The organism is Paenibacillus agaridevorans (assembly GCF_018604145.1).
Classification (GTDB): domain Bacteria; phylum Bacillota; class Bacilli; order Paenibacillales; family Paenibacillaceae; genus Pristimantibacillus; species Pristimantibacillus agaridevorans.
This window is the reverse complement of record NZ_CP075889.1, coordinates 1,205,954-1,229,834: the sequence shown is the minus strand read 5'-3', so window position 1 is coordinate 1,229,834 and position 23,881 is coordinate 1,205,954. Positions and strand designations below refer to the sequence as shown.

9 protein-coding genes are annotated in these 23,881 nt (G+C 52.4%); all 9 read right to left on the bottom strand.

Features of this window, described 5'->3' with window-relative positions:
• Positions 1 to 218: 218 nt before the first annotated feature.
• Positions 219 to 8,186, bottom strand: coding sequence for an immunoglobulin-like domain-containing protein (locus KJW29_RS04775; RefSeq protein WP_214628946.1), 7,968 nt, complete (start codon positions 8,184 to 8,186; stop codon positions 219 to 221).
• Positions 8,187 to 8,230: 44 nt separating this feature from the next.
• The gene (locus KJW29_RS04770; RefSeq protein ID WP_214628945.1) at positions 8,231 to 9,571 is read right to left on the bottom strand and encodes an ABC transporter substrate-binding protein; all 1,341 of its coding nucleotides are present in this window, start codon (positions 9,569 to 9,571) and stop codon (positions 8,231 to 8,233) included.
• A 184-nt stretch (positions 9,572 to 9,755) separates the two neighbouring features.
• On the bottom strand, positions 9,756 to 11,282 hold the full coding sequence (locus KJW29_RS04765) for a response regulator (RefSeq protein ID WP_214628944.1): 1,527 nt from the start codon (positions 11,280 to 11,282) through the stop codon (positions 9,756 to 9,758).
• A 13-nt stretch (positions 11,283 to 11,295) separates the two neighbouring features.
• Complete coding sequence (locus tag KJW29_RS04760; RefSeq protein ID WP_214628943.1) at positions 11,296 to 13,068, bottom strand: cache domain-containing sensor histidine kinase; 1,773 nt, start codon at positions 13,066 to 13,068, stop codon at positions 11,296 to 11,298.
• Between the two features lie 21 nt (positions 13,069 to 13,089).
• Complete coding sequence (locus KJW29_RS04755) at positions 13,090 to 13,920, bottom strand: carbohydrate ABC transporter permease (protein WP_108993450.1); 831 nt, start codon at positions 13,918 to 13,920, stop codon at positions 13,090 to 13,092.
• A 1-nt stretch (position 13,921) separates the two neighbouring features.
• The gene (locus tag KJW29_RS04750; protein ID WP_246608803.1) at positions 13,922 to 14,803 is read right to left on the bottom strand and encodes a carbohydrate ABC transporter permease; all 882 of its coding nucleotides are present in this window, start codon (positions 14,801 to 14,803) and stop codon (positions 13,922 to 13,924) included.
• 722 nt (positions 14,804 to 15,525) lie between these two features.
• Entirely contained in the window at positions 15,526 to 20,805 is a 5,280-nt protein-coding gene (locus KJW29_RS04745) for a DUF4838 domain-containing protein (protein ID WP_214628941.1), read from the bottom strand.
• Positions 20,806 to 20,906: 101 nt separating this feature from the next.
• Positions 20,907 to 22,994, bottom strand: coding sequence for a hypothetical protein (locus tag KJW29_RS04740; protein ID WP_214628940.1), 2,088 nt, complete (start codon positions 22,992 to 22,994; stop codon positions 20,907 to 20,909).
• Positions 22,991 to 23,875: a carbohydrate ABC transporter permease gene (locus KJW29_RS04735; protein ID WP_214630997.1), complete on the bottom strand. Its 885-nt coding sequence runs from the start codon at positions 23,873 to 23,875 to the stop codon at positions 22,991 to 22,993. Before KJW29_RS04735 ends, KJW29_RS04740 begins: the two co-directional genes overlap by 4 nt.
• Positions 23,876 to 23,881: the final 6 nt, after the last annotated feature.

Here is a 23,881-nt window from a genome sequence, read left to right as displayed (position 1 = left end):
GACAGCCTCATATACGACATTATATGCCTCATCTGCACGCCAATTGGCTCCATTACGACCATTTAGTGTTTTTCATGTCCGTTAGATTCGCTAGAAGTCAATAAACGGACAAATAGCGTCGCTGATGTCTGTTAGATTTTCACCTTTATAGGCTGCATGTGAAAAAGGGATACCCCCTGTCACGAGCTCGTGCTCAGGGGATATCCCTTTGATTTTACTTATTCAACCTCTGTGTCATTGTCGGAATGCTCCAGCATCGTCATTATGAATTTGACGGCTTCCGCTCTTGTGGTTGGCGCCATAGGATCGAATGTATGGTTCCCTTTGCCCTGGAACAATCCGGCCTGCACGCCGACAGCCACATGCGCTCTGCCCCATTGCGGAATCTGATCGGCATCCGCGAATTCCGGTTGTGCATTCGGATCCACTTTGAGCTGCAAGGCACGAACAATCAAGTTCGCGACCTGAACGCGACTGGCTCCGTCCTCGGCCCCGAATCTTCCGTCGGAATAACCTTGAAGCAATCCCAATTCCACTAATGCCCGAATAGATCCGCGAGCCCATTGCGGAATTTTCGCGTCGTCTGCGAATAGGGTTTCTTCGCCTGACTCTGTTACGTTCAATTTCAACGCTCTGCTTAACATAACCGCCAATTCTGCGCGCGTGACAATGGCATTGGGTCTGAACGTGTCATCCTCGAAGCCCAACACGATCCCTTTCGCGACAGCTTTCTTTACCAAATCCTCTGCCCAGTGTCCCGCAATATCCGACAAGTTGGACGGGAGTGGCGGCTGCTCCTCTTCCCCCTCTTCGCTTGGCAATGGTTCTTCCGCTTTGACGATGATGGTAAACGTTTTGGTCTCCTTGACGATGCCTTTACTGATCGTTGCGGTCATGCTGACCGTCACGTCCGCCTCGCCGGCTGCAGGCCTCGCAACCAACCGTCCGTTATCTCCAATATAGTGGGTATTGGAGCTCTTCCAGGCAATTGTCGTTCCGTTGAGACCGGCTGTCGGCAACTTCAGATCCGATATAACGGATGACGTACTACCCAAGTCCAATGCATCCTTGGCTTGTTTCACAAACGCGATATCGGGATTAATCCATACATGGCCCGAACCGTCGCCTGGACCTCCGCTTGACGTTTGCGCTTTGACCGTAACGGCAAAGGACTTGCTCGTGCTACCCTCTTCCTTGGTCACCGTCGCGGTCAACACAACCGTAACATCGCCGGTTTCCTTGCTCGGTCTGGCAATCAGCGTACCGTCATGTCCGACAATAGCCGGGTTAGAGCTCGCCCAACCGATCTCGGAGTCATGCAATCCCGTTGTCGGCAAAATCAGATCATTCTCCACGGCATTAATCGCCGTGAGTACCAAGGCATTAGCGGCCAATTGCGCTTCCGCTTCACCCTTCGGCATGACATCGATCGTAATGTTATCGAATGCGGCGGTTGAGTGGAACACCCTTACGCCGACGCGGCCCTGGCTGAACGTATTGTCCGTAGCCGTAACCGTTCGTACTTGTTTGCCGTCATCAAGGGAAAACGTAATTTGGTTGCCCTTGACGATCAAGGTTTGTTTGACAGGTTGATTCATCGTCACTTGATAAGGCAGCTCAGTACCTATCCTCACGAAATTTCCGTTTACTTTTTTGTACAGGCTGATCTTAGCCGCAGTATGATGCGTACTAATATTCGTTTGATAGAAATTGTTTGTATCTTGCAATCGGAACAACATGCTGGTGTCCGAACCGCTTTTGATCGTTGCGGTACTTTCATAGATAAAATCCGTCAGAGTTTCGTTGTAATACGCGATGCCGTTGCCGGATGGGGCAGCCAGCTTAAGCTCGCCATTTTCCACGCTCATCGCGCCTTCCGGATTGCTCCAGCCTGTTGTCGTGCCGTCCGCAAAATCTTCCGTATAGACGCGGTTTTTGGACTCGCGCGCCACGGCCGGCAAAATGCCGCTTTGGCTGGCCAGCTCCCGTCCGTTCGGCAATTGCGCCAGCACTTGCACGTGGTAATGTTTAAATGTCTCTTTTGGCAATACATAATCCATGCCTGTAATGACTTCTTCGTGCACTACATGCTGAAGCTCCTTGTCCTGCGCAATGATGACGCGGTAGGAATCTACGCCGTTGCCGGCAGGGTCTTCCGGTGATTTCCAGCTTGCCCGGATAAGCTCACCGTTCGCTCCCGCTTCCTCCAGCTCGACGAAAAACGGCGAGTACATCTTGAAATCGGCCGGGAATGCAAACAATCTTCCTTCACCCGGCTCCAGTTCAGTCGTCAATTGTCCGGCTGCGGCATCATAATTGGCGGCTACCTCCAGACCGCTTTGTTTGGATACCTCCAGCACGTTCGAAACATCCGCATTAATATCAAAGGTAAAGCTGCCGCTATTCGTTAGCGACTTGTTGACGACCATCATATACGATCTGCCGTTTCGCTCATCAGCAAACAATGTGAGCAGCACATCATCCGTCGACTTGGTCGGCTTCCAGATAAAGTCCGCCGGAACCCTGCTGGCATTTGCCGGAATGGTGCCATTGTGATAAATTTCTTTGGCCTTCAGATTGATCAGCGTCCGGCCGATAGCCTTCACTTCGGCATTAATCTTTTGGATCCAGCCGTAAGCCTCCGTTTTTTTGCCCTCCGCATCGATGATGGCTTCGAAAAAGCTTTCGCTACGGCCCGTAGGCGTCCACCAGGTAAACCAATGCATCGCCTTGTAGTCGTAAGCTAGCGTCGCGAAAGCATCCAGACGCATGTCGTTTTCGGTCGGCTTGCGATATTCGTTCGGCTGTCCGACGTTCCACCCGATCGATTGCAGGAACCGGGATACCGGCACGTCGTTTGCCTCGCCTACCTTACGGAAATTGTCCAGCACGGGGAAATATACCGCTCTGTAACCGGAAGGCCCATAAAAAGGATAATCCGCATAATTTAAATACTTAAGCTGATCCGCGCCAACCGTGCTTACCCAGTGGTTTGCATTAGCCCCGCCGGCCAAGCTCACATATGGTACGGCATCGGGATCGTATTTCAGGAATTTCTGATAGACGGCCGCAAAATCCGTCATTTCCGCATCCGTTGGCTCATCTTTGACATAATAGCCGTACAAGCCCGGCCTGCCGTCATAGTCTCGTACAATTTCCTGTACGAGCTTATCCGTAAATCCGGCAGTCGATGGCGCGAAGCGAGTGTCGGATACCTGCACCCTCATATCTCTTGCCGCGGCAAGACGAAGCATTTCCTTGTTCGTTTCGATATCCAGCAAGTCGCCCGAATTGACATTAAGGATCAAATCCACATGCGCTTGCTGCAAGTAATCGTATTGCTCTTCATTGACAAAATCTTTGGTTGGCGGCCAGAACACGCCGATCTGAATATTTTCTTTGTCTCGATCCGGCAAGGCCTCCTTCTCGTACACTTTCACGTATTCCGCCTTAATGTCGGAGTTAAAGGCTTTGATGCCGACATAGCCGCTGGAGAACGTCGCGTCTTTTGCCGTAATCGTTAATGGCCCATCGCCATCGTCGACCGAGAACCGCAGCTGATCCCCTTCCGCCACCAACGTCATATTCATCTTGACGCCGACTTGCGCCGTAAAGGCTACGGGCTCGCCAATCGGAGTGTAGTTGCCGTTGACGTTTTTGTATAATCGGATCTGGCCATTGTTCCAGCCGTCCGTGCTCACATTCGTCTGATAGAAGTTGTTGGCATCTTGCGCGCGGAAAATCAAGCTTGTATCGCTGCCGCTATCGATCGTCACTTCGGTCGTATATTTAAAATCATCGAACGTACGGCCCGAATAGTAGGCCATTCCGTTCTTCAAACGAAAATCGTCGTCCACGATCGAGCTGTCGGCAGCATCTTCTACGGTCCATTTATCTCCGAGCTCCGACATTTCAAAGTCCTCGCGATAATTCAGGTAACGGAACACGGGATCGTAATCGTTGTCCTGACTCGCCGGCGTATGCCCGAATACTTCGATCTCGGCAAGCTGCATCGCATAGCTTCCATTATTGTCCTGATGCAGCTTGTTTCCTTCGACCCTCACATAACGAATATCCTGCAACGGACCTACATCGAACTTTTGCGCCGATCCGCTGGCGGGATTGGTAAAGCTTTGTTTGTCATGAACCGTTGTCCAGTTCGCTTTATCCGTGGATACGCTGATAGCAAAGTCGACCGGAAAACCAACTCCCTTGTTCAGACCCGAATCGTTGCGCGGCCACAACACCACTTGGTCGACGGTAAACAACGAGCCCAGATCGACCATGATGGAACCCGTTCCGGCAGCATTCGGGGTTGGAAGCGTCGTAAATCCCAACGCGCCCGCTTGGCCAATCGTCAGCCCGTCCACGGCTTTTTCTTTGCCCCAGCCGTCCTGCGCATATTCGCTCGATACCGTTACCGTCTTGGATCTAGCCAGGTTTTTCCTTTCGGCCGATTCCGGCCGGTCCGCCATCAATACCGCCGTAAACGTCCTCTCGGCGGCATCCTGGCCGACTTGCACGGTCGCTACCAGCGGAATTAGGACGTTGCCGGTTCCCGCGGAAGGCCTTTTCAATACCTCGCCGCTGCCCAGCAAATATTCCTCATTGCCGCTCGACCAGGACACCGTACTGCCTAACGGCCCTGCTGTAGGCAGCGTAATATTGGCGACAATGGCGGACAAGCCATCGACTTCCAAAGCTGCTGCAGCCGCATGCGCTTGATTATTGGCAATAAGCTGGAGGTCGGCAAACGCCACATGATTGCGGCGGTTCGCGACGCCGGAATAAGAGACCAGACCCGCTTCCCAGCCTGCCGGACTGACGCCCGACAAAACAATGCGGGATTGCTGCTCCTTGCCGGCTATCGGATACCACTGCCCGCTATGGCCGTAAAATCCGGTAAACGTCTCTCCGTTCTGCACCAATTTCAGCGAGACCGGCAAAGGCGCATAATTGCCCTGCACTGCGCTGAGCATTTGCCCGTTCAGATCGCGCGCTTGCAATTCCATTCTGCCCTCAGGCGATATCGCGAGCGAGACATGGGCGGCCGTATCTGTGTCTCCCGCCGCGCGAATCAGCAAGCCCGCCCGGCCGCTCTGTCCGTTTGCTGGAATCGCGTGCTCGGTTATATCAACGGACAGTTGCTGCTGATGTCCGCTAACTGGCTGATAAACGAAAGCATAATCGTTGCTTCCTGCAGCAATCCCTTTCGCGGCAACGCCTGCCGTCAGCCCTTGCTGATCGGGAATGATCTCTCCGCTCGCCGCCCCTGCAAAGTCGTATACCCATGGTTCGGGCAAGGCGCGCACTTCAATCACAATGTCCTTGGACTCGGCGCCTGACGATACATGGATCGTAGCCGTTCCCGGCGCCAAGGCTGTCACGGTCGTCCCTTCGATTTCAATAACTTGATCATCGCTAGTCGTTAAGTCAGGCTGCGGCACGGGCAGCAAGGACCCATCTTCCTGCCATAGTCCTGCCTGGATTTGCGTCGTCTGACCGACCAGCAGGTTTTCCGCATCTGCGCGGACTTCCAGCAGCGAGGCCGCTTCCCCCTGGTAAATCTCAAGCTCCGAAAACTGGAACGCATATTCTGCATTGTTGTCCGGTCTCATCGAGCTTGTTTCTACCCGAACGTATTTCGCCAATTCGGCAACAGGCAACACCAGCTCCACCGTTTGGTCAACCGTTGGACGAGCGATCCCGCTGCGTATCAATGCGCTATTCCAGACCACGCCGTCCATCGACGTTTTGACTTCGATCTGCTCCGGAATGCCGAAGCCGGCGGAGGCTCCGTCATTTCTTGGCCAGAGCACAATACGTTTAACGGGATAAGCCGCTCCCAGATCCACTTTGAACCAAGCCGGCGAAGTCGGGACGGTCTTGGACGGGTAGCTGCTCCATCCGTTGCTGCCGTCATTTACACCGCGAACGCCGTCTACTGCATAGTTTTTGGCCCAGCCCCAATTGCCGATATCGCTGGAAACGTCGACGCTTTTGTTCAGCGCCAAATTGAGATCGGGATGCTGAGGCTCTGCGGGCGCCGGTAAAACGGTTGGCGTCTGCGGTCCCGTATAGCTCGGGAAATCGCCTTGCAGGGCGAACAGTCTACCTTCGCCCGGAGGCAGAGTCGTTGTCATGCGCCCTGTGGCAGCATCAAAGTTGGTCGCCGCCAACGTGCCCGTTTCTCGCGATATTTCCTGAACGGACAACACGCGATCATCCGCCTGCAGGGTAAACGTCTGGCTCTGCGTGCTGCCAAACGCTTTGTTGACCACCATCACGTACGATTGTCCCGTTTCCTTGTGCTTCATATAGGATACGATCAATTCGTCGTTCGATTGTACGGGACGCAACAGGAAATCGGACGGTACGGACTTCGTGCTGCCCGTAGGCATCGTCGCGCCGGAATGATACACCTCATGGGCGTCCAGCTTGATCAACGTTTTGCCCAATTGGCTCATTTGGCCGTTGATTCGTTGGAAGGGATCGTACAGATCCGTTTTGTTGCCGGCAGGATCGATAATAGCATTTGTAAAAAACTCGGAACGCTCGCTTGGCGTCCAATACGTGAACCATGTGACGTATTTGAAGCCATACGCCAGATAGGAGTATGCGCTAAACGCCAGCTCGCGGCTATTTGGCCTGCGATTGTTCAAGCTTTGCGCGCTGCTGCCGAATCCAATCGACTGCAGGTATGCTCCCGTTTTGACCCCATAATCCAATCCCACCTGACGATAGAGGTTCATCGTATCGTAATAGCTGTTGTCGAAGGAATTGGTACGGAACGGATAATGATCGTACATGAGATAACGCAAATTCGATTGACCCGCGTCGTCTTTACCGACGGCTTCCATCCAGGCGCGTACATAATCCTTTTCGTACGTTCCGCCATAAATATTGGGCAGCAGATTCACATAAGGATTTTTTTGATCGTCATGCTTGAGCACTTCGCGGTATATATGCGCCTCGCGAGCCAGCTCTCCCATGCCGGGTTCATCCCGAATGTAATAACCGCCCGCACCCCAATAATCCTTGTACGTGGCCACGACCTGCGCGATATCCGCATCCGTTCCCCGAATTCTGGGATCCGCTACATTAACCTTCAGATCCGTTTTTTCGGCGAGTTCCAGAATCTTCATATTTTTCTCTTCGGTATCGAGGCCGGAGCCCAATACGTTCTGCACCACGTCTACGTGCGCGTCTCTGATCGCCTGGTATTGCTCCAGATTGGTATGCTCCCAGGTCGGCGGCCAGAAGATGCCGATCTGGAATTGATCCTCGCCGCTTTCTATACGCTCCCTATGCGCTTTGACGATAACGTCAAACACCTTTTCGCGCTGCACGCTTCCCTTGTGGACTGTCGCCGTCAGTGTCACCGGCACATCCGGCCCGCCCGCGGCCGGACGCTGAACTTTGCCGGCAGGGGAGATGACGGACGGTTCGGTGCTCTGCCAAGTGATGTTCGATTCATACAGCCCCATTGCCGGTAACGGCAAGCTGGCGTACAACTCGTTCAAACCTTCCGGAAACAGTCGGCCGTAATCGTTGTTCACCGCATCCTCGTCGCTAATGTTGAGGGAAGCCCGCAACACTTCTATCTCCCTGAACTGCAGGGTCAAGGCTCCCCGATCGTCCGGGCGCAGCTTGGTGGCTTCCAGTCGGACGTAACGCCCCTCCAGCATCGGCACCGTTGCCGTATGCGGCGTTACGGTCGTAGGCAGCTCAAATCCGGTTTCCTCGGCAACCGTAGTCCATATCGTATTGTCCGCGGATATTTTCAGCTTAAAATCGATCGGGAAGCCGGCCCCGATGTTCACCGTGCCATTGTCATTCCTCGGCCACAAAGCAATCTCGCCGATCGGATACGCCATGCCAAGGTCGATCTGAACCCACGCCGGATTGCTTTCGGAAGCCTGGGTTTGCGTCGGCAATGTCGTGAAACCGTTTTCCATCGCGCCTGGAAGACGGGGGCCGCTTTTGGCCCCGTCTACTAAATTACTCCTTGTCCAGCCTTCTCCCGAATTTTCATAGCTGCTGGAGGAAGTTACCGTTTTGCCTAAAGCTACATTTACGCGTTCGCCTTCCGCGGCTTGAACAATCTGAGCTGTCGGCAACAGGCTTACGATTAAACTCGCAATTAGCAGATACGCCAAATATATACGTCTGGACTTGATTCCCACGCGAATACCGCCTCCTCTTGACATGATTTGATGGACTGGCTGCATCAACGATTTTTAACTGCAGCTTCCCAGGCTTTATCCATGTTTTTAAGCATCTCGTCGGAATTAATCGCTTTCAGGTACACTCCTTGCGCGGACGTCATCAATTCCGCGGTTCCGGCGCCGCCGAACTCCCAACCTTGATCCAGGAACGGATAGCTGTTGCCGCTTGCCACCACTTCCGCAATATGTTGCAGAGAAGGATCCACGTCTCCCGTTTCGCCATTGATCGTCATAAACGCCTGTTGGCTCTTCGCCCACTCCTTTTGAGTCTCCGTTTTGCTCCAGAACTCCAGATAACGTTTGGCAGCGTCGACCACTTTGGAATTTTTGTTGATGGCAAAGGTGGTTCCGACAGCGGCAGAGGCGATTACGGGTTGCCCATCGGCATTGGAAGGCATAGGAATCATGCCCACCTCCAGCTCCGGATTCGCCGCTTTAATGCCCGGCAACGACCAGTTGCCGTCAATGTACATTGCCGCTTTGCCGGTAGCAAAGGCTTGCTGCGCTTGATCCAGACTGACGCCGGTGCTTTTTTCGGTCAAATAACCCTTCTCGTCGAGACTGTACCATTGCGCGTTCATATCCTTCCAGCCTTCCAGGAAAGTGGTTTCTCCGGCATTAAGCTGCGCGTCGAAGTTCGGATTTTGGGCATATACAGTACCCGGAGCCATCGTATAAAGCGCGGCAAGCGTCATCCAGCCGTCGTTGTTGCCGATGGAGATGGGCAGGATCCCGGCTTGTTTGATTTTTTCGGCCGCCGCCAGGAACTGAGTCCAGTTTGTCGGGATCTCGATCGACAAGTCCGTAAAAATTTGTTTGTTGTAATAGACGCCAAGCACGTTCATATCATTGGGAATCGCATAAATCTGTCCATCATTGGAAGTCGCCTTAAGCGAAGCTTCCGTAAAGTTCTTAATCCACGACTCGCCCGACAAGTCCATCAAATATCCCGCTTTGCCATACGCGATAACATCGGACAAACCCGGATGAATCATAATGACGTCGGAAGCGTCGTTGGCGGAGAAACGCGCTTTCAGAAACTCTTTGAATTGCGAACCCGGCATGCCCTCGTAAACGACTTTAATATCCTGGTTTTCTTGCATGAATTTTTCGTTCAGGTCGGGAAGAGCGCCAAGCTCCGCGCCTGACTTGAATCCGGTCACTTTGAGTTCGACCACCGACGCCGCAGGAGTCGGCTTATTGGAATCGTTTCCATCGGTCTGCGGCTGATTGCCGCCGTTGTTGCTTCCGTTGCCTCCGTTATTGCCCGAACAAGCCGCGATTACGAGCAACATAGCCAACATGGCCAATAGCCCTGCCAACCCTCTTGATTTTCTGTTCATTGTTGATGCCTCCCTATTTGTTTTGAATATGGTGTTTTATCACACATTAAGCGTATAAGATCGTCACAAATATGAACATTGCGTAAAATCATTATTTAGTCCGTTTTATTCGGATGTTGGTTCGCGAATCGGCCGTCTCGCACGAAAAAAAAAGAAGAAGCGCGGCAAGCGCTTCCCCGGATCATTATTGAGCTTTCTCTCTGTAGCTCATCGGCGTCAGCTTGTAATGCTTGCGGAATAACGTGCTGAAATATTTGGGGCTGGTGTAGCCGACCGCCTCCGATACCTCATAGACCTTCATATCGGTTTCTCTCAGAATACGTTTGGCCTCTTTCATGCGGACTTCCGTCAAATAGTCGATAAACTTCTGGCCGGTAGATTCCTTAAACAGCTCGCTCAAATAGGTAGGGTGCAAATAGACATGCTGGGCCAACAGCTCCAGATTCAAGTCCGCATTGGCATATTGCTCGCGTATCATATCCTGCACCCGCGCGATGATTTTCCGCTGCCCTTGATGTTCCTCGAAGCTCAGTCCTTCGACAAACTCCGAGATGGCTCGCAAAACAACGGATGGAGTAAGCGCGACAGGCAGTCGTTGCACAAGTTGCGTGATGGAGGTGCGCAAAGTTCCGGCCAGCCGGGACTGGATCGCGCTAATTAACGGCGATGACATATGGGACAAAAACAAGAAGCAACGAGCGGTAATTTGCGACGGATGCGTAAAGCTCATTCGAACAATATCTTCCTTCCATTGCCTAAGGAGCGCCAACGCTTTGTCGCCTTCGTTGGTTTCCAGCGCCTGCGCCAAAGCGACTATGCGCTGCCTGTCTTCCTCCGCCTGCTGGGCAAAATCCCCGCCGCTATCGGCAAACATATGATTCAGCGCAAGCTGATAGGCATCCTGCAGCTGCTCTATATGGGCAAAGGAATCAGAGCAGCCGAGCGCCTGCAGCCTTACCCCCTGCTGGTAACTGCCTCTTCGATCCCAACCCAGTTTAGTCAAACGACTCTTCCATTCTCCCTGGGAGGGCATATCATTGCCTACAATGACAAACAACGTACAGGATTGCGCGGCCACGATGCCGATTACCTGCTCGATACCGTCAGCCATGGTGCGCAAATGACCGGCTACCAGTTCGACGTGCAGGCGGTCGATATTCGTATATCCATCCTCCCAAAGCAGAAAAATGACGGAAAATTGCCGCGCTTTGCCGACTTCGCGCTCCCCTTCGCCCAAGGCGAATTGCAGCTCTTTCAAACGGTCCGTATTTTGCGTAACGAACCATTCCAACAGCAGCTTCTCGAGCTGCATCGTGGTCTGCACGTCTCTTTCCTTAATGCGGAGCTCCGTTCTTCGCACGGCCTGTACAAGCTCGTCGCGTTGCACCGGCTTTAGCAAATAATCCGATACCCCGTATCGCATCGCGGTTTGGATCATATGGAATTTCTCGTAGCCGGTCAAAATAATTTTGTGCATTTGCGGGTAGCGGGCATCCAGCTCCTTGGCAAGCTCCAGACCATTCATCCCGGGCATTTGTATATCGATAATCGCCAAATCCAATGCATACTGTCTGGATGCGAACAATGCGGCCTGCGCATCTTCGCAAGTGTCCACCACCTTCCACTCCGGCAATAAGCGACGAATCATTTGGGACAACCCGTTCCGGATCATCTCTTCGTCGTCGATGATGATCATTTGCAGTTCTGACATATTGATCCCCCCGTTACCAAACCTTCATTTTTAAAGTGACAACCGTTCCGCCGGAATCTCCCTTTCTAATATGAAGACCATACTCCCTGCCCCAATACGCTTCGATTCTTCGATGTACGTTTTGCAGGCCGATATGCTGCTCCCTTTCGTGACTGTTTTCCTGCGTGCCGTCATACAGCAATTCTCGTATTTCCGCCAAACGCCGCTCGCTGATCCCCTCCCCGGTATCCAAAACTTCAATGACCAACTGCCCGGCTTCTTGCCTTCCTTGCACGGTGACCTTTCCTACGCCGCCTAACGGCGCAATGGCATGAATGATGGCATTCTCCACCAACGGCTGAAGCATCCAAGGCAATGTAAACGCATCCAATAATTCCTCGGGGAAGTCGATCACAAACGCCATTTTCGGGAAACGAATCTGCTGCAGCTGCATATAAACGCGGGTATATTCGAGCTCCCGGGAAACCGATGTTAATTCTTCATTTTGCTGCAAGGAAAGACGAAACAGTTTGCCCAGCTTCGTAACCATGTCGGCCACCTCGTAATCCTCATTCAGCTCGGCCTTCATGTTAATGGACTCCAGCGTATTGAACAGAAAATGCGGATTGACCTGACTTCGAAGCAATTTAAATTCCGCCTGCTGCTTGTAGATCCGCATAGCCAGCTCCCGGTTTACCAGGGTGTGGATTTGCTCCACCATCATGTTAAAACTTCTGCCCAGTTGCCCGATCTCATCTTGCGCCTTGACCTGCACGCGCACGTCGTAATCGCCAAGCTCCACGCGCAGCATGGAACGTTTCATGCGTTTCAAAGGCTCGATAATCCATCGGGTTAATACGGATGACAACGACAGCGCGAGCAGCACCGCCACCACCGTAAACGTCCACAGCAGATTGCGCATCAAACGCAGCTCATCCGACAATTGTTTGACGGGAACCGTATTGACGACGGACCAGCCCGTCGTGTCCGAACGCACGAACTGCACCATCGTTTCTTCCCCATGTATATAGTCGACAAATCGTCCGTATGGTCCTGTGAGCTGCGGCTCGAACGGTTGATTCATTTGGTCCTCGTCCTCATGATAAATAATTTCGCCGTTCTGATCGACGATAAACAGATTCGGGGAGGACGGCATTCGCGTTTCCGTCAGCAGCTCATGCAAAAATTCCATCGACACGTCAATCAACAAAATGCCATGCGGATTTCGTGTCGATACGTTGACGATACTGCGCGCGTAGGAAAAAATGTAATCTCCTTTTTCTTTTTTCCCCGTTAACGGCCGATAAGGCGGGATAATAACCCCGCCTCCATCCGCTGCAATTACACGATCGAACCAGCCGTCGGCCGCAAAATCATCATGATTGACTTGTTGGCCGGAGCCGTATTGCGAATACTGCACCTCTTTGTCCCGAATCCAATAAATGCCTTCGATATCCTGAAAGGGGATAATCAGCATCATATTTCGCAGCGCCTTGTCGACCGCTATTTTTTCTGTATAAACATGCATGGGATCTTTATTTTCCGTCAATCCGTCTATGCCGTCCAAGTAAAAGGTCATGGAGAGCCGATCGATTTGGCGAATATAGTTGTCCAGATTGAGGCCGATCTGATCCGTCAGGTTCAGGCCGTATTCGCCTACCCGCTCCGTCAAATTTTCATGATAACGCTGGAATCCCAACATAGTGACCACAATGACCGGAATGATAATCATCAGCGCATAAACAGAAAACAATTTTTTGTCCAGATTCCAGTCTCTGAATTGTATTACGTCCCTCCAGTGTCTCATGTCCGCAGCCCCCGAATCCCGTTATCCTTTTAATGATCCCGCTGCAATTCCTTTAATAATATATTTTTGCAAAAATACATAAACGAGCAGCAGTGGAAGCACGGACAACACCATGCCGGGAAATAACAACGCCCAATTGGTCACATGCTCTCCGACAAACATATACAGCTCAATCGTAATGGTACGGTAGCTTTGGTCTTGCAAAAATAACAACGGAACGATAAAGTCGTTCCAGGTATTTAACGAACATAATACGACTACAGTCGCGGTTACCGGCTTAATAATCGGAAATACGGCAAGCCAGAAGGCACGGAACAAGGAACAGCCGTCTATTTTGGCCGCTTCCTCCAGCTCCTTGGGCGACGTTCGCAGAAATCCCGCATACAAAAAAATGGCAAGCGGCAGGTTCAACGCCGTATAAATCAGCATCGCGCCGTAGTAGGTGTTCACCATGCCCATCGAATTAATGAGTTTATACAAGGGAACCATGGCGAGTTGGAACGGCAGCATGATGCCCGCCAAAAAGTACATATAGATGATGGAATACGCCTTCTCGGCGCGTCTGGCAAGCGGATATGCCGCCATGGAGCCCAGCAGTACGAGCAACGTCACGGATCCCGCGGTAATAAGCACGGTATTGCCGAGCACAAGCGGAAATCTCATTTGCAGCCAAGTAGCCGCATAGTTAGAGAAATTTATGGAGCTTGGCAAGGATAGCGGCGATAAAGCCATTTCTTGCGATGATTTAAATGTCATGGATACGATAAATAACAGAGGATATAATGCAATTAAGGCAAGTATAATCATCTTTATTTCTAAAATCCATATCATTTTTTTATTCGTTGATAACATTTTAATGCACCTCTCTTCGACGCAACAGCAATATTTGTGCTAACGAGATGATAAAGACAAAAAAGAACATGACAACGCCCATGGCCGTTCCGTAACCGAAACTGCTTTTCGTAAACGCGGTGGAAAACAGCAGCGTTGTCATCGTTTCCGTTGCGTAGTAGGGGCCGCCCTTGGTCGTGACATAAATAATATCAAACGCCTTCAGAGTGCCGATGCTGGAAAGCACGATATTAATGGTGATGGACGGCGCCAGCAGCGGAAAGGTAATCGACTTGAACTGCTGCCATCTGCCTGCGCCGTCGATATCGGCTGCTTCATATAAGTCTCCCGGAATCGTCTGCAGATTGGCCAAATAGATAACCATCGAATAGCCTGAAAACTGCCATACCGCCATAACCACGATGCTGTATAACGCGAACTGCGGATCGCCGAGCCAGCTTTGCTCCCATCCGGTTAAGCCGACAGTGCGCAAGATCGTATTCAACACGCCGTTTTGCGGCTCATAGATGTACGTCCACGTATAACCAACCACAAGCGGGCTCAAAATAGCCGGCACAAAAAACAGCGTTTTCAAAACCTGCTTGCTGCGGATTCTGGAATCCATCGCGAGTGCGAGCGGCACCCCTATCGCATTTTGAATCAATACGACAAACACCGTAAATATCATGGTGTTGCGAATCGCTTTGGCGAATACGCCGTCTTCCATCAAATGAACAAAGTTGCGCAAACCTACAAAATCCATCGTTTGATACAGGCCGTTCCAATTCGTTAAGCTGTAGAAAAAACTGCCCAACACGGGACCCAATAAAAATGTCGTATACACGATAATGGCAGGTGCAAGGAAACCCGCCAATATAAAATGTTCCTTGCGACTCATCGTCATCTTCAGCAACTTCTCTCATCCCCCTCCGTATACCTTAATCCTATCGAATATGGGCCTCCGATTATATTGCCTAGAATTCATGTTTAATCTCTTTTTTTCGGATGTTTACACGACCTTATTGGCATCTTCATCGGACAAATAACGTCGCTGGGGTCTGTTAGATATTTCAACCTTTCATTTCCTCTACAAAAATAAAAGGAGCTGTCTCAAAAGTATGATCGCTCGATTGATGAAATAGCTCACTTGTTGAATGAAACGTCAAAAACGAAGAAATGGCGGTGCTAGGGCGTTACCCCTGCACCGCCATTTCTGGCTTTTGGTCTATTGCCGTCTCAGTGAGCAATTTGTGAGCGAACGAAAGTCACCCGACCTCGAGGCTTACCTTCGGCAGCCTCGGAACAGAAACGTCGTTATTGTTGCTGCTACGAGCCCCATAGACGTTAATAGCGCCTATGGGATGGATTTGTTGCTGCTACGTTCCCCATAGACGTTAATAACGCCTATGGGATGGATTTGTTGCTGCTACGAGCCCCATAGACGTTAATAACGCCTATGAGATGGATTTGTTGCTGTTACGAGCCCCATAGTCGTTAATAACGCCTATGGGATGTTGTTGTTTCAGTGGGTTGGTCAAGGATAGGTATCCTGACCGATCATTTTCGTGTCTAACTGTGTGCATTAGCTGTCTCGTTATACTTTCCGAGCACGATCAACCGCTCTACTTAGAGTTCTACATCCGGAAGCTCCGTCAACGACACATCATCCAGCCACATCGCATCCGTTCCGGACATAAAGAAGTAGATCCAGTTATGATCATAGACGGCATTGATGTCGGGCGAATATTCCAGTTCGAGCAGCTGCCATTCGCCGTTCAGCGTGATGTCCGCGTTAGCCGTGACCGGATTGTTGCCACCGCCTGCCAGCATCTCGTGGATAGAAACGCTGGCGGTTCCGGCTGTAAGGCTCTTGACCCAGGCACTCAGCTTGTAGCGCTTGCCGGGTTCGAGCTGGAAATCCTGCAGCGACCTCGCCAAGGCATATTCGCCTCCTTGCCGCTCTATCCGCAGAGAACGCCCGCCGCCGTGCGCGACCTCGTGGTCCCATACTCCCGTCGGCGAAAACCATCGGTCCGGGAAGCTGTCCGGCGTAGCTATTTCAAATCCGGGATTATTAAGCAAATTAGCGGCTTCAGGCGTTCCTGGCGTTGCCGTCAAATCCACAAGCGCCGCGTCATCGATCCACAGCTTATCGGTTCCGGACATAAAGATGTAGACCCAATAATGTTCATATGCCGCATTGGCGGCGGGCTCATACTCCACTTCCATCGACTGCCACTGATGATTGGCGGCGGCATCCGCATTCGCCACCATGGTCACTCCGCCGTCCGCGGCGACTCCATATAGTGACATGCTGATCGAGCCCGTCGACGCGCCTTTAACCCGAGCGCTCAGTTTGTAACGGTTGCCGGCTTCCAGCCCGATATTCTGGTCAGCACGGGCAAATACATACGGAGCGCCGTCCAGGTCCAGCCTGAGCGAGTAATTACCGCTGTAATACTCCGCATGATCCCATGCTGCCGAGGTTGATATCCAACCATCCGCGAAGCTGCCTTCGTCGCCGCGCTCAAAGCCTGGATTGTCTACCAAATTAGCCTGATTGCCAGGCTGCTCCAGATGGATCGGGTAGAAATCCCCCGGATTCCAGACCATGCCTCCGCCCCAAGTGATAAAACGTTCCTTCCCATGGAAATTACGGAAGAAGAAGCCGTACAACGTGCTGGTTTGCGCCGGATCAACGCCAATGCTGGCGAACGGTATTGCTTGAATCGCGTTCCAGCGGTCTGTGCCTACATGGGCCTCGGCGTACCACTCGCCATTATAGGTCGGGTCCTGAAATGATTTGTACTCGAATTTTACTGCAAGCGGGTTGGAGAAAAAGCCGTAATAGGTGCCATCCCGATTGCCGGTCACATATGTTTCTACCGAGTCATCCGCGCCGCTGCTCCACCATTCGCCCGGCGCGCTTTCGCTGACCACCATGCTTGCGAGATCATTGTCCATATTTTCATAGCCGACGTACAGGTTTTCATCGTCCCATAACAGGTAGACACTGGTTTCTTCCGGCACCTGCTGCTTCGTGCCCATTTCCCTGAAGTCGCTCATCGCTACCGCATCCGCCCAAGGTCCGGATTGAAAATCGGTTGCGTTCATGATTTCGGCTTGGCTGGAGGAAGTTTTAATGGCCTTCGCCGACAAATTCGGCAGTTGCCCTACTGTGAATACCATCGTCTCGAACGTCGATTTGATCGGTGCAATCCGCTGCTTCTCTTCCGCATTCGCCAAATCCCACGCCTCATCCAAAGCAGCTTGAGCGGCATCCGCTATACCCGCTTGGATCACATAACGTCCGATGTATTGGCTTTCGCGCGAATAGACGTTGACGGATTGCTGGTCATAGTTGTAGCCTTGTTTGATCAGATCATAATAAGTTTCCATCGCTTCGGCAGCCGCACCATAAGCCTTGGTCAAAAACTTGTCGGTCAACGCTTCGAGATCAGCATCGGGATTCCAATACAATTGATGGATAAGCCAGTATTGCAAGGCGTTAATCCCCCATACATCCCCGTTGTCCACTTGGCCCTCGGGCATCACGCCGATAATGCCCAGATCGCGATAATATTGCATATCGGCTTGCACCTTGTCGGCGATGGGACGTTCATAAACATGGGTCGCGCAGCAGCCATAGTAGTTATACATCAGAATATTTTCCGTTGCGTCCGCCCAAGCCTCAAGCTTCAGCTTATAGCCGTAGTTGGCGTTGCTTTGATCCGTTGTGTTAAACGGCTCCCTTGCATCCTCCGCGGCAGGTGCCATTACGATAACGATATTGTCTTCCAGCTCCACCTTGGGCGGGGTATCCGTAAAGAAATACGCAAAGGTCGTTACTTTCACATCCGGATGCGTCAGTTTCAGGTCGGCCGCTACTTTATTGAGAAACGTGAAGAAGACCGTCGATTTATAAGCAGGGTCCTCCGGCTGGACGACAAGTCCGTCGGGAGTCGTGAACGGCAAGGTGCTTAGCTCCCCTTGAACAAATACCTGATTATCCATAATGCCTACGCCGACATATTCCAGTGGCTGGACCGCAAGCAGCGCTCGAATCTCGCTGGCGACTACGCCCGGAACATCCGGGTGATAGAAATTAATTTGGGAGTCATTCGACACTGGGACGTATTGCCCGTTAATCTCGTTATAGTACTCGGGATGCGTGGCAAAATATTTGTCATTCGGCAGCCAGGAATCCAGATTATGGCCAAGCAGGAGCGGCGTAATGCCGACGCCGTTATGACGATTCCAATACTGCACATTGCCCATTTCCGCCAACTTGACGTTTAGTTTGTTGCGGGCGAGCATCTTCTCCGTATCCAGATCCGAGTGGAACTCCCCGTATTTGCCAGAACCGGTCGTGTGCCAACCGCGCAGCAGGAAGGGCGATTTCTCGGCATAATTCACTTTGTTTGCCAGAATGGTGGATTGGGGCTCATATAACATGCCGAAATCAACGGAGCGAGTCCATAGAATATCCGCGTTCTCTTCGAGAAAATCATACACGCCATTTAATACGCCTCGCGAATCATCGCCAAGGATATAAATACGATTGCCTGCGGCGCGAACGGCGAAACCGTCGGAGCCGGCAACAAAGCTGTAATCGTCCGCGTACTGGCTGGCAAGCTGCGGCTCGGTCTCCGGCGTGGCAAGCACGATCTCCGCTTTGCCGCCGGCATTGCCCGAGGAGATCGTCGTAATCTCCGGAGCCGGTCCTTGCTCGGCATCCACTTCGATCAACCTGACTTCATCCACCCACATCGAGTCCGTACCGGACATGAAGAAATAGACATTATTGAAATTGTACACGGCAGCCGAGTCAGGAGCGTAGTCCAGCTCCACCAATGTCCAATCCGTCGTTAAAGCACTTTCGGCCCGGGCAGTTACCGGATTGCTGCCGCCGCTGGCATGCCGCTCGTGGATTTCCATATTCATCGTTCCGGCGCCAGTCGCCTTTACCCAAGCGGTCAGCTTGTAGGTTTTGCCCGGCGTCAAATGCAGCTCCTGTTCGCTTCTGGCAAACATATACGGATTGCCATCCAGATCGACCCGCATCGAATGTTCGCCGGATTTTGTTTCCGCGGCATCTCTGGCGCCGGCTGGCGAATGCCAGCCTTGCGGCAGCGTGCCGCTTAACTGCTCGAACCCCGGATTGATCAACAGATTCGATGCATACTGAACGGCAAGCTCGGCTGTATGGAGTGCCGTGCCGCTCATGCTTGCTTGCACCTCGACGTCATAACTGCCGTCGGCCAACGCGTCTGTAATTTCGAACGAACCTCGAATGATCTTTCGTTCATTTGCGCCTACGCTTACCTGTGTCGGCAAGTTAACGGGAATGGCGTTGCCGCCGATTGGCGTCAAGGCTATTGTTGCCGGGCTGGCCTGATTATTGACGACGTGCACTTCAAGCGGGTAGTGTCCGCTTTTGGTCAACGTTAATTCGCGATTGGCAAACAAGACGCTTACTGTCGCCGACAAATCCCGTTTGAAGATCGGCAGCTCGGCACCGCTGACCCGTTTAATCGTCTCCTGCAATTCCTGCGCCGCGTAAAGCATCATGTCATCCGCTTCCGCGCCGATTGCAATATCCGCGTTCGCTGTCCCTGCACTGACGATTGCCGGGATCGTATCGGGATCCGGGGGAGTCGTTCCCCCGTTTCCGTTGCCGGAATTGGATACGACCGTTGGTTTTTTGCGTGTATCGCCGGCAACAAGCTCGTCTTCGATCGTAGCCGTACTATCGGCGGCAAATTCGACTTCGACTGGCCATTTTTCCAATTTCGCGCCACTAACCAGGAAGAGAGCCGATGCGATGGTTCCCTCTCCGGTCACAATCGCCGGAGCATGAATGATCAGCTTGCCTATCTTGGCCGATGCTGCCAGCTGTACATTCCCGGCCGCATTCATTTGCAGTTCTCGAATTTCGGAACCTTCGCCGACATGAATGTTGATTTGCCCATTCCATTTGTCGGCTCTGACCGGTCCTGCCAAAGTCGAATTCAATAACGTGATGCCAGGGTCGCCCCCGCCAAGTATATATGTCGAACCCAATACAGTGACGCCTTCAAGCGTGACTTCGCCGTCATTGACCCCCTGCGTAATATACAAATCCCCGGCTATTGTCAGCTGGCTTAATTTCACCCCTGAGCGATTGATGACCAGGTTTCCGGCCACGTCGGACGAATAAGTCCCCGGCTGCTGGATTAACGTACCCATTACATTTTGAATCATTTGCACGACTTCGGCGCGAGTCGTGGATTTCCGCGGCTGAAACAGATTTCCTCCATTCCCCCGCACGTATTGCTGCGCTTGCAAAGCAGCCACTGCCGCCACGGCGTAATCCGCTATGCTCTCGCGATCCTCGAAGGTTGCAACTGTTTTACCCTCTGCGCTGACGTGAAAAGCGCGGGCCATAATAACCGCGGCGTCCTGGCGGGATATCGCGTTGCCGGGAGAGAATTTGCCGTTGCCCGTCCCTTGGACAATTCCGAATGCGTCCAATTTGGCCACGTCCCGCGCATACCAGGCATTTTCCGCTACATCGGAAAAGGAATGCCCCTTGCCGGTTGTATCGGGAAAATAAAAGACCCGATTGATAAACGCCGCAAATTCGGCTCTTGTGACGGGACTGTCCGGACGATACGTTTGATCGCCAAAGCCATTTAATAAAGCGCTTTCAATCCATGACTCCATAACCTCCTTCGCCCAATGTTGCGAGAGGTCGGAGGTTGGCTGCCCAGCTTGCGAGACTTGCAAGGCTTGCTCAGCTTTCACTGCTTGCACAGCTTGCACCGCTTCGCTTGCCGCTCCAGCCTGCTGCGGCGGCAACAATATAATCATCATGCAGACAATTAAAACGATTGATATCCAACGATTGCGCTTGTCCCCATTCATCGTACCCGCTCCTTTATTGATCATGTTTTTTCACTTCAGCCCCTTGTTTCCTCGTAATCTGTTAGGGTCGCATTCATCACCTCCTCCCTTGACCGGCTATTCTACAGGCTAACGTCTACAATAACCGCGCCTCTTCCCGGTACATACAGACTAAATGCTGAACCTCGCGGCTTAACGGGAACGCCGGGAAATTCCGTCAACACTTCAATCCGCTGAATAGGCTTTCCCATATCTACATGCGCGGATTTATAATTAATATGCGTATTGGTAAGCAGAAGCCGTTGGCGGCCATCCGTCGCCTCAAGAGCGGCAACGCCAATAAAAGCTTCGTTCTTGCACACTTTGGGCGCTTTAACGACTGCAATTATTTCTGACGCTGCCCGGGCAAGAAACGACTCCGATACCGGACGGTAGTCCAAGCTTTTGGTCCAGGCGATCGCATCGACAACCGGCGCCAACCCCGGCGTCCATTCCTGCGCTTCCGGATGATGTTCTTCCATAAAGTAAATGCTGCCGGTATCCATGCCGACAGGACGAACGATGCAAATCTGCTTGCCAGCGTCATGCCCTTCATGAATATCGAATTGCCTTAACGCCCCGGCGACGCGCTCCGTCAGGCGACCGATCAGAATAGCCGCCCCGCCTCGATAAGCGAGTACGGTTTGCAGTTCCCTTTCGGGCAGCAAATGCAAATTCGTAACGAGAATCGGACCATCGAAGGCCGGTACACTTGCGATGCCGATGGCTGAATGCACCGGCGCGCCGCGAGACAGGAGCTCATTCGCATACTTATGCGCAGGCCATGTCCGCAGCTCCGCATACTCCTGCAAGGAAGCTTGCAGCATGGCGTCCGACCAGACCAAAGCGGCTCCCACGATACGCTGCGGCCGCGCCGCGAACCCCAAATTCCAGCGGGCGGTAATCCACTTCCAGCCTTCCCGGCTGATGCCGTCCCCGAGGCAAGCCATAAATCCTGCCGCGCATCGTGCCGGTTCGCCGTTCGCGATGACATACATGCTCGTTAACGTATGGATATCCCGCTCCAGCACGGTTGGCGCATGGCTGATCGCATCCCACTGCTCGTGCGTATCCGCCAGCGCATTCAGGCATATCAGCTTCGTATGGGGTACATACGCTTTGATCATCAGCAGCATGGACATAAACTCGGTACCCGGTTCATATTCGGTTTCGCCGGCCCCCGCCGACAGCGATGCGCCCACGGTCTCGACGATAAAGCCGTCAATCCCCGTTTCCGCGAGCATCTTGTAATCGACGCCGTAACGATACAGAGCTTCGAACGGTTCTCTCGTCCACGCCGTATTCACGAACGCCTTTTTCCCGGCTTGACGTATCCCTGCCATAATTTTGCGCCAAAGCTGAGCCCACCTGCTGCCATGGAATTCGATCCATTGCAACCGCTGGTTGCTCCAGATCCAGTCCGCGCGCCGTTCCATGGCGCCGGGGTTGCGATCGCAGACGGCCGTCAAATCGCCGGGCAGCGCCGCGCCGCTCCATTGGAGAAACTGCCCGACCATATCATCTGAATAGTCGGTTTCCGCGAGGCTCAGCCTGGGGCTGGTATAACCGTCCGCGCCATGATAGCCATCGAATCCATAGTCTTCCAGCACCTGCATTAATTCAGGAACAAACCGATCCTCGTAATAGCTGCCGTCCTTCATGCGCCTCAGCGGATTAATGCCCGGGAAAGGCTCGCCCGTCTTGCGCATTTCGTACAGCTCGGGATGGTCGGCGCACCAAACGCTTTTGGCCAGCTCCACGCTGCCGTCCTCGCCGTCGAACTGAAAAATATCAAAAAACGCGCAGTATACCTCGATCCCATGCTTCTGCAGCTCTTGCACGAGACCCCTCAGTTCATAATTGGTCCAAGCCTGCCTGGCCCTATCCCTGCTATAAGGACGCGCGCCATAGGAGCAGATCTCCATCGGCAGCCGCCACTCCGCCTCCATCCCCTTATGCGCATGGACAAAATCAGGCGTGTAGAACAACAGGGAGACGCTATCCGGTATAAATCCCGTCCTGTCCAGATAGGCCTGAACGGCATAATCCGGCTGCCCGTTGTCGAAGCCGATGAGTTCGATCCAAACCCAGCGCTCATAAGGAACTGCACCGGCACCGCTAATTTCGCCGTTGCTTGCATGCGTCTTGCTCTCTCCGCCCATTTTGCTCATCCCTTCACACTGCCAAGTACAATGCCTTTGACAAAAAATCGTTGCAGAAACGGGTACACAATCAAAATCGGCAGCGCGCCGAGAAAAATTTGGGCGGAACGGGTCGTCCGCTCGGATATTTCCAAGATGCCGCTCAAATGATTGGGATCCGTCTTCATCGGGTTGCTATTAATAACCATTAACTGCAAATAAGTAGACAGAGGATAGTTCTCTGGAAAGTTCATATAGATCAAACCGTCAAACCAGCTATTCCAATGAAAAACCATCGTAAACAGGGCGACGGTCGCCAGAACCGGCATGGACATCGGAAGAATCATTTTGCACAATACCGTCCAATGACCGGCTCCGTCCATAAACGCCGATTCTTCCACTTCCTTGGGCAAACCCCGAAAAAAATTCAGTAGCAAGATCACATTAAATACGGAAACCGCGCTAGGAATGACCAACGCCCAGATCGTATCGATCAACCCGGTTTGACTGACTGCCATATAAGTCGGAATCAGTCCGCCGCTAAACAAAATCGTAAATACGAAAAACCAGGCGTACACGCTGCGTCCCTTTAAATCCTTTTGTTCCTTGGACAATGGATAAGCGGATACTACGGCCAAGCTCATACTGATCAGGAAGCCAAGTCCGAATCGTTGCAGCGTCACTAGAAAAGAAGCGATAAACTCCTTTTTTTGCATAATGTAGGCATATGAGGATAACGCGAAATCGACCGGAAGCAATTGGACCAAGCCTGCCGATGCCGCCGCGCTGGAGCTGAACGAAATGGATAACACTTGCACTAAAGGAAGCAGGCATAGCAGCGAAAGCGAGATGAGGAAGAGATAGTTTCCCACAATAAACGCTTTTCTTGCGAAAGAAGCTTGGTGCAGCATCACGGT

Bases quoted from the DNA above. Each gene is read 5' to 3' on its own strand.
- KJW29_RS04770 (WP_214628945.1), bottom strand. From the start codon at position 9,571: ATGAACAGAAAATCAAGAGGGTTGGCAGGGCTATTGGCCATGTTGGCT.
- KJW29_RS04765 (WP_214628944.1), bottom strand. From the start codon at position 11,282: ATGTCAGAACTGCAAATGATCATCATCGACGACGAAGAGATGATCCGG.
- KJW29_RS04760 (WP_214628943.1), bottom strand. From the start codon at position 13,068: ATGAGACACTGGAGGGACGTAATACAATTCAGAGACTGGAATCTGGAC.
- KJW29_RS04755 (WP_108993450.1), bottom strand. From the start codon at position 13,920: ATGTTATCAACGAATAAAAAAATGATATGGATTTTAGAAATAAAGATG.
- KJW29_RS04750 (WP_246608803.1), bottom strand. From the start codon at position 14,803: ATGACGATGAGTCGCAAGGAACATTTTATATTGGCGGGTTTCCTTGCA.
- KJW29_RS04745 (WP_214628941.1), bottom strand. From the start codon at position 20,805: ATGAATGGGGACAAGCGCAATCGTTGGATATCAATCGTTTTAATTGTC.
- KJW29_RS04740 (WP_214628940.1), bottom strand. From the start codon at position 22,994: ATGAGCAAAATGGGCGGAGAGAGCAAGACGCATGCAAGCAACGGCGAA.
- KJW29_RS04735 (WP_214630997.1), bottom strand. From the start codon at position 23,875: ATGCTGCACCAAGCTTCTTTCGCAAGAAAAGCGTTTATTGTGGGAAAC.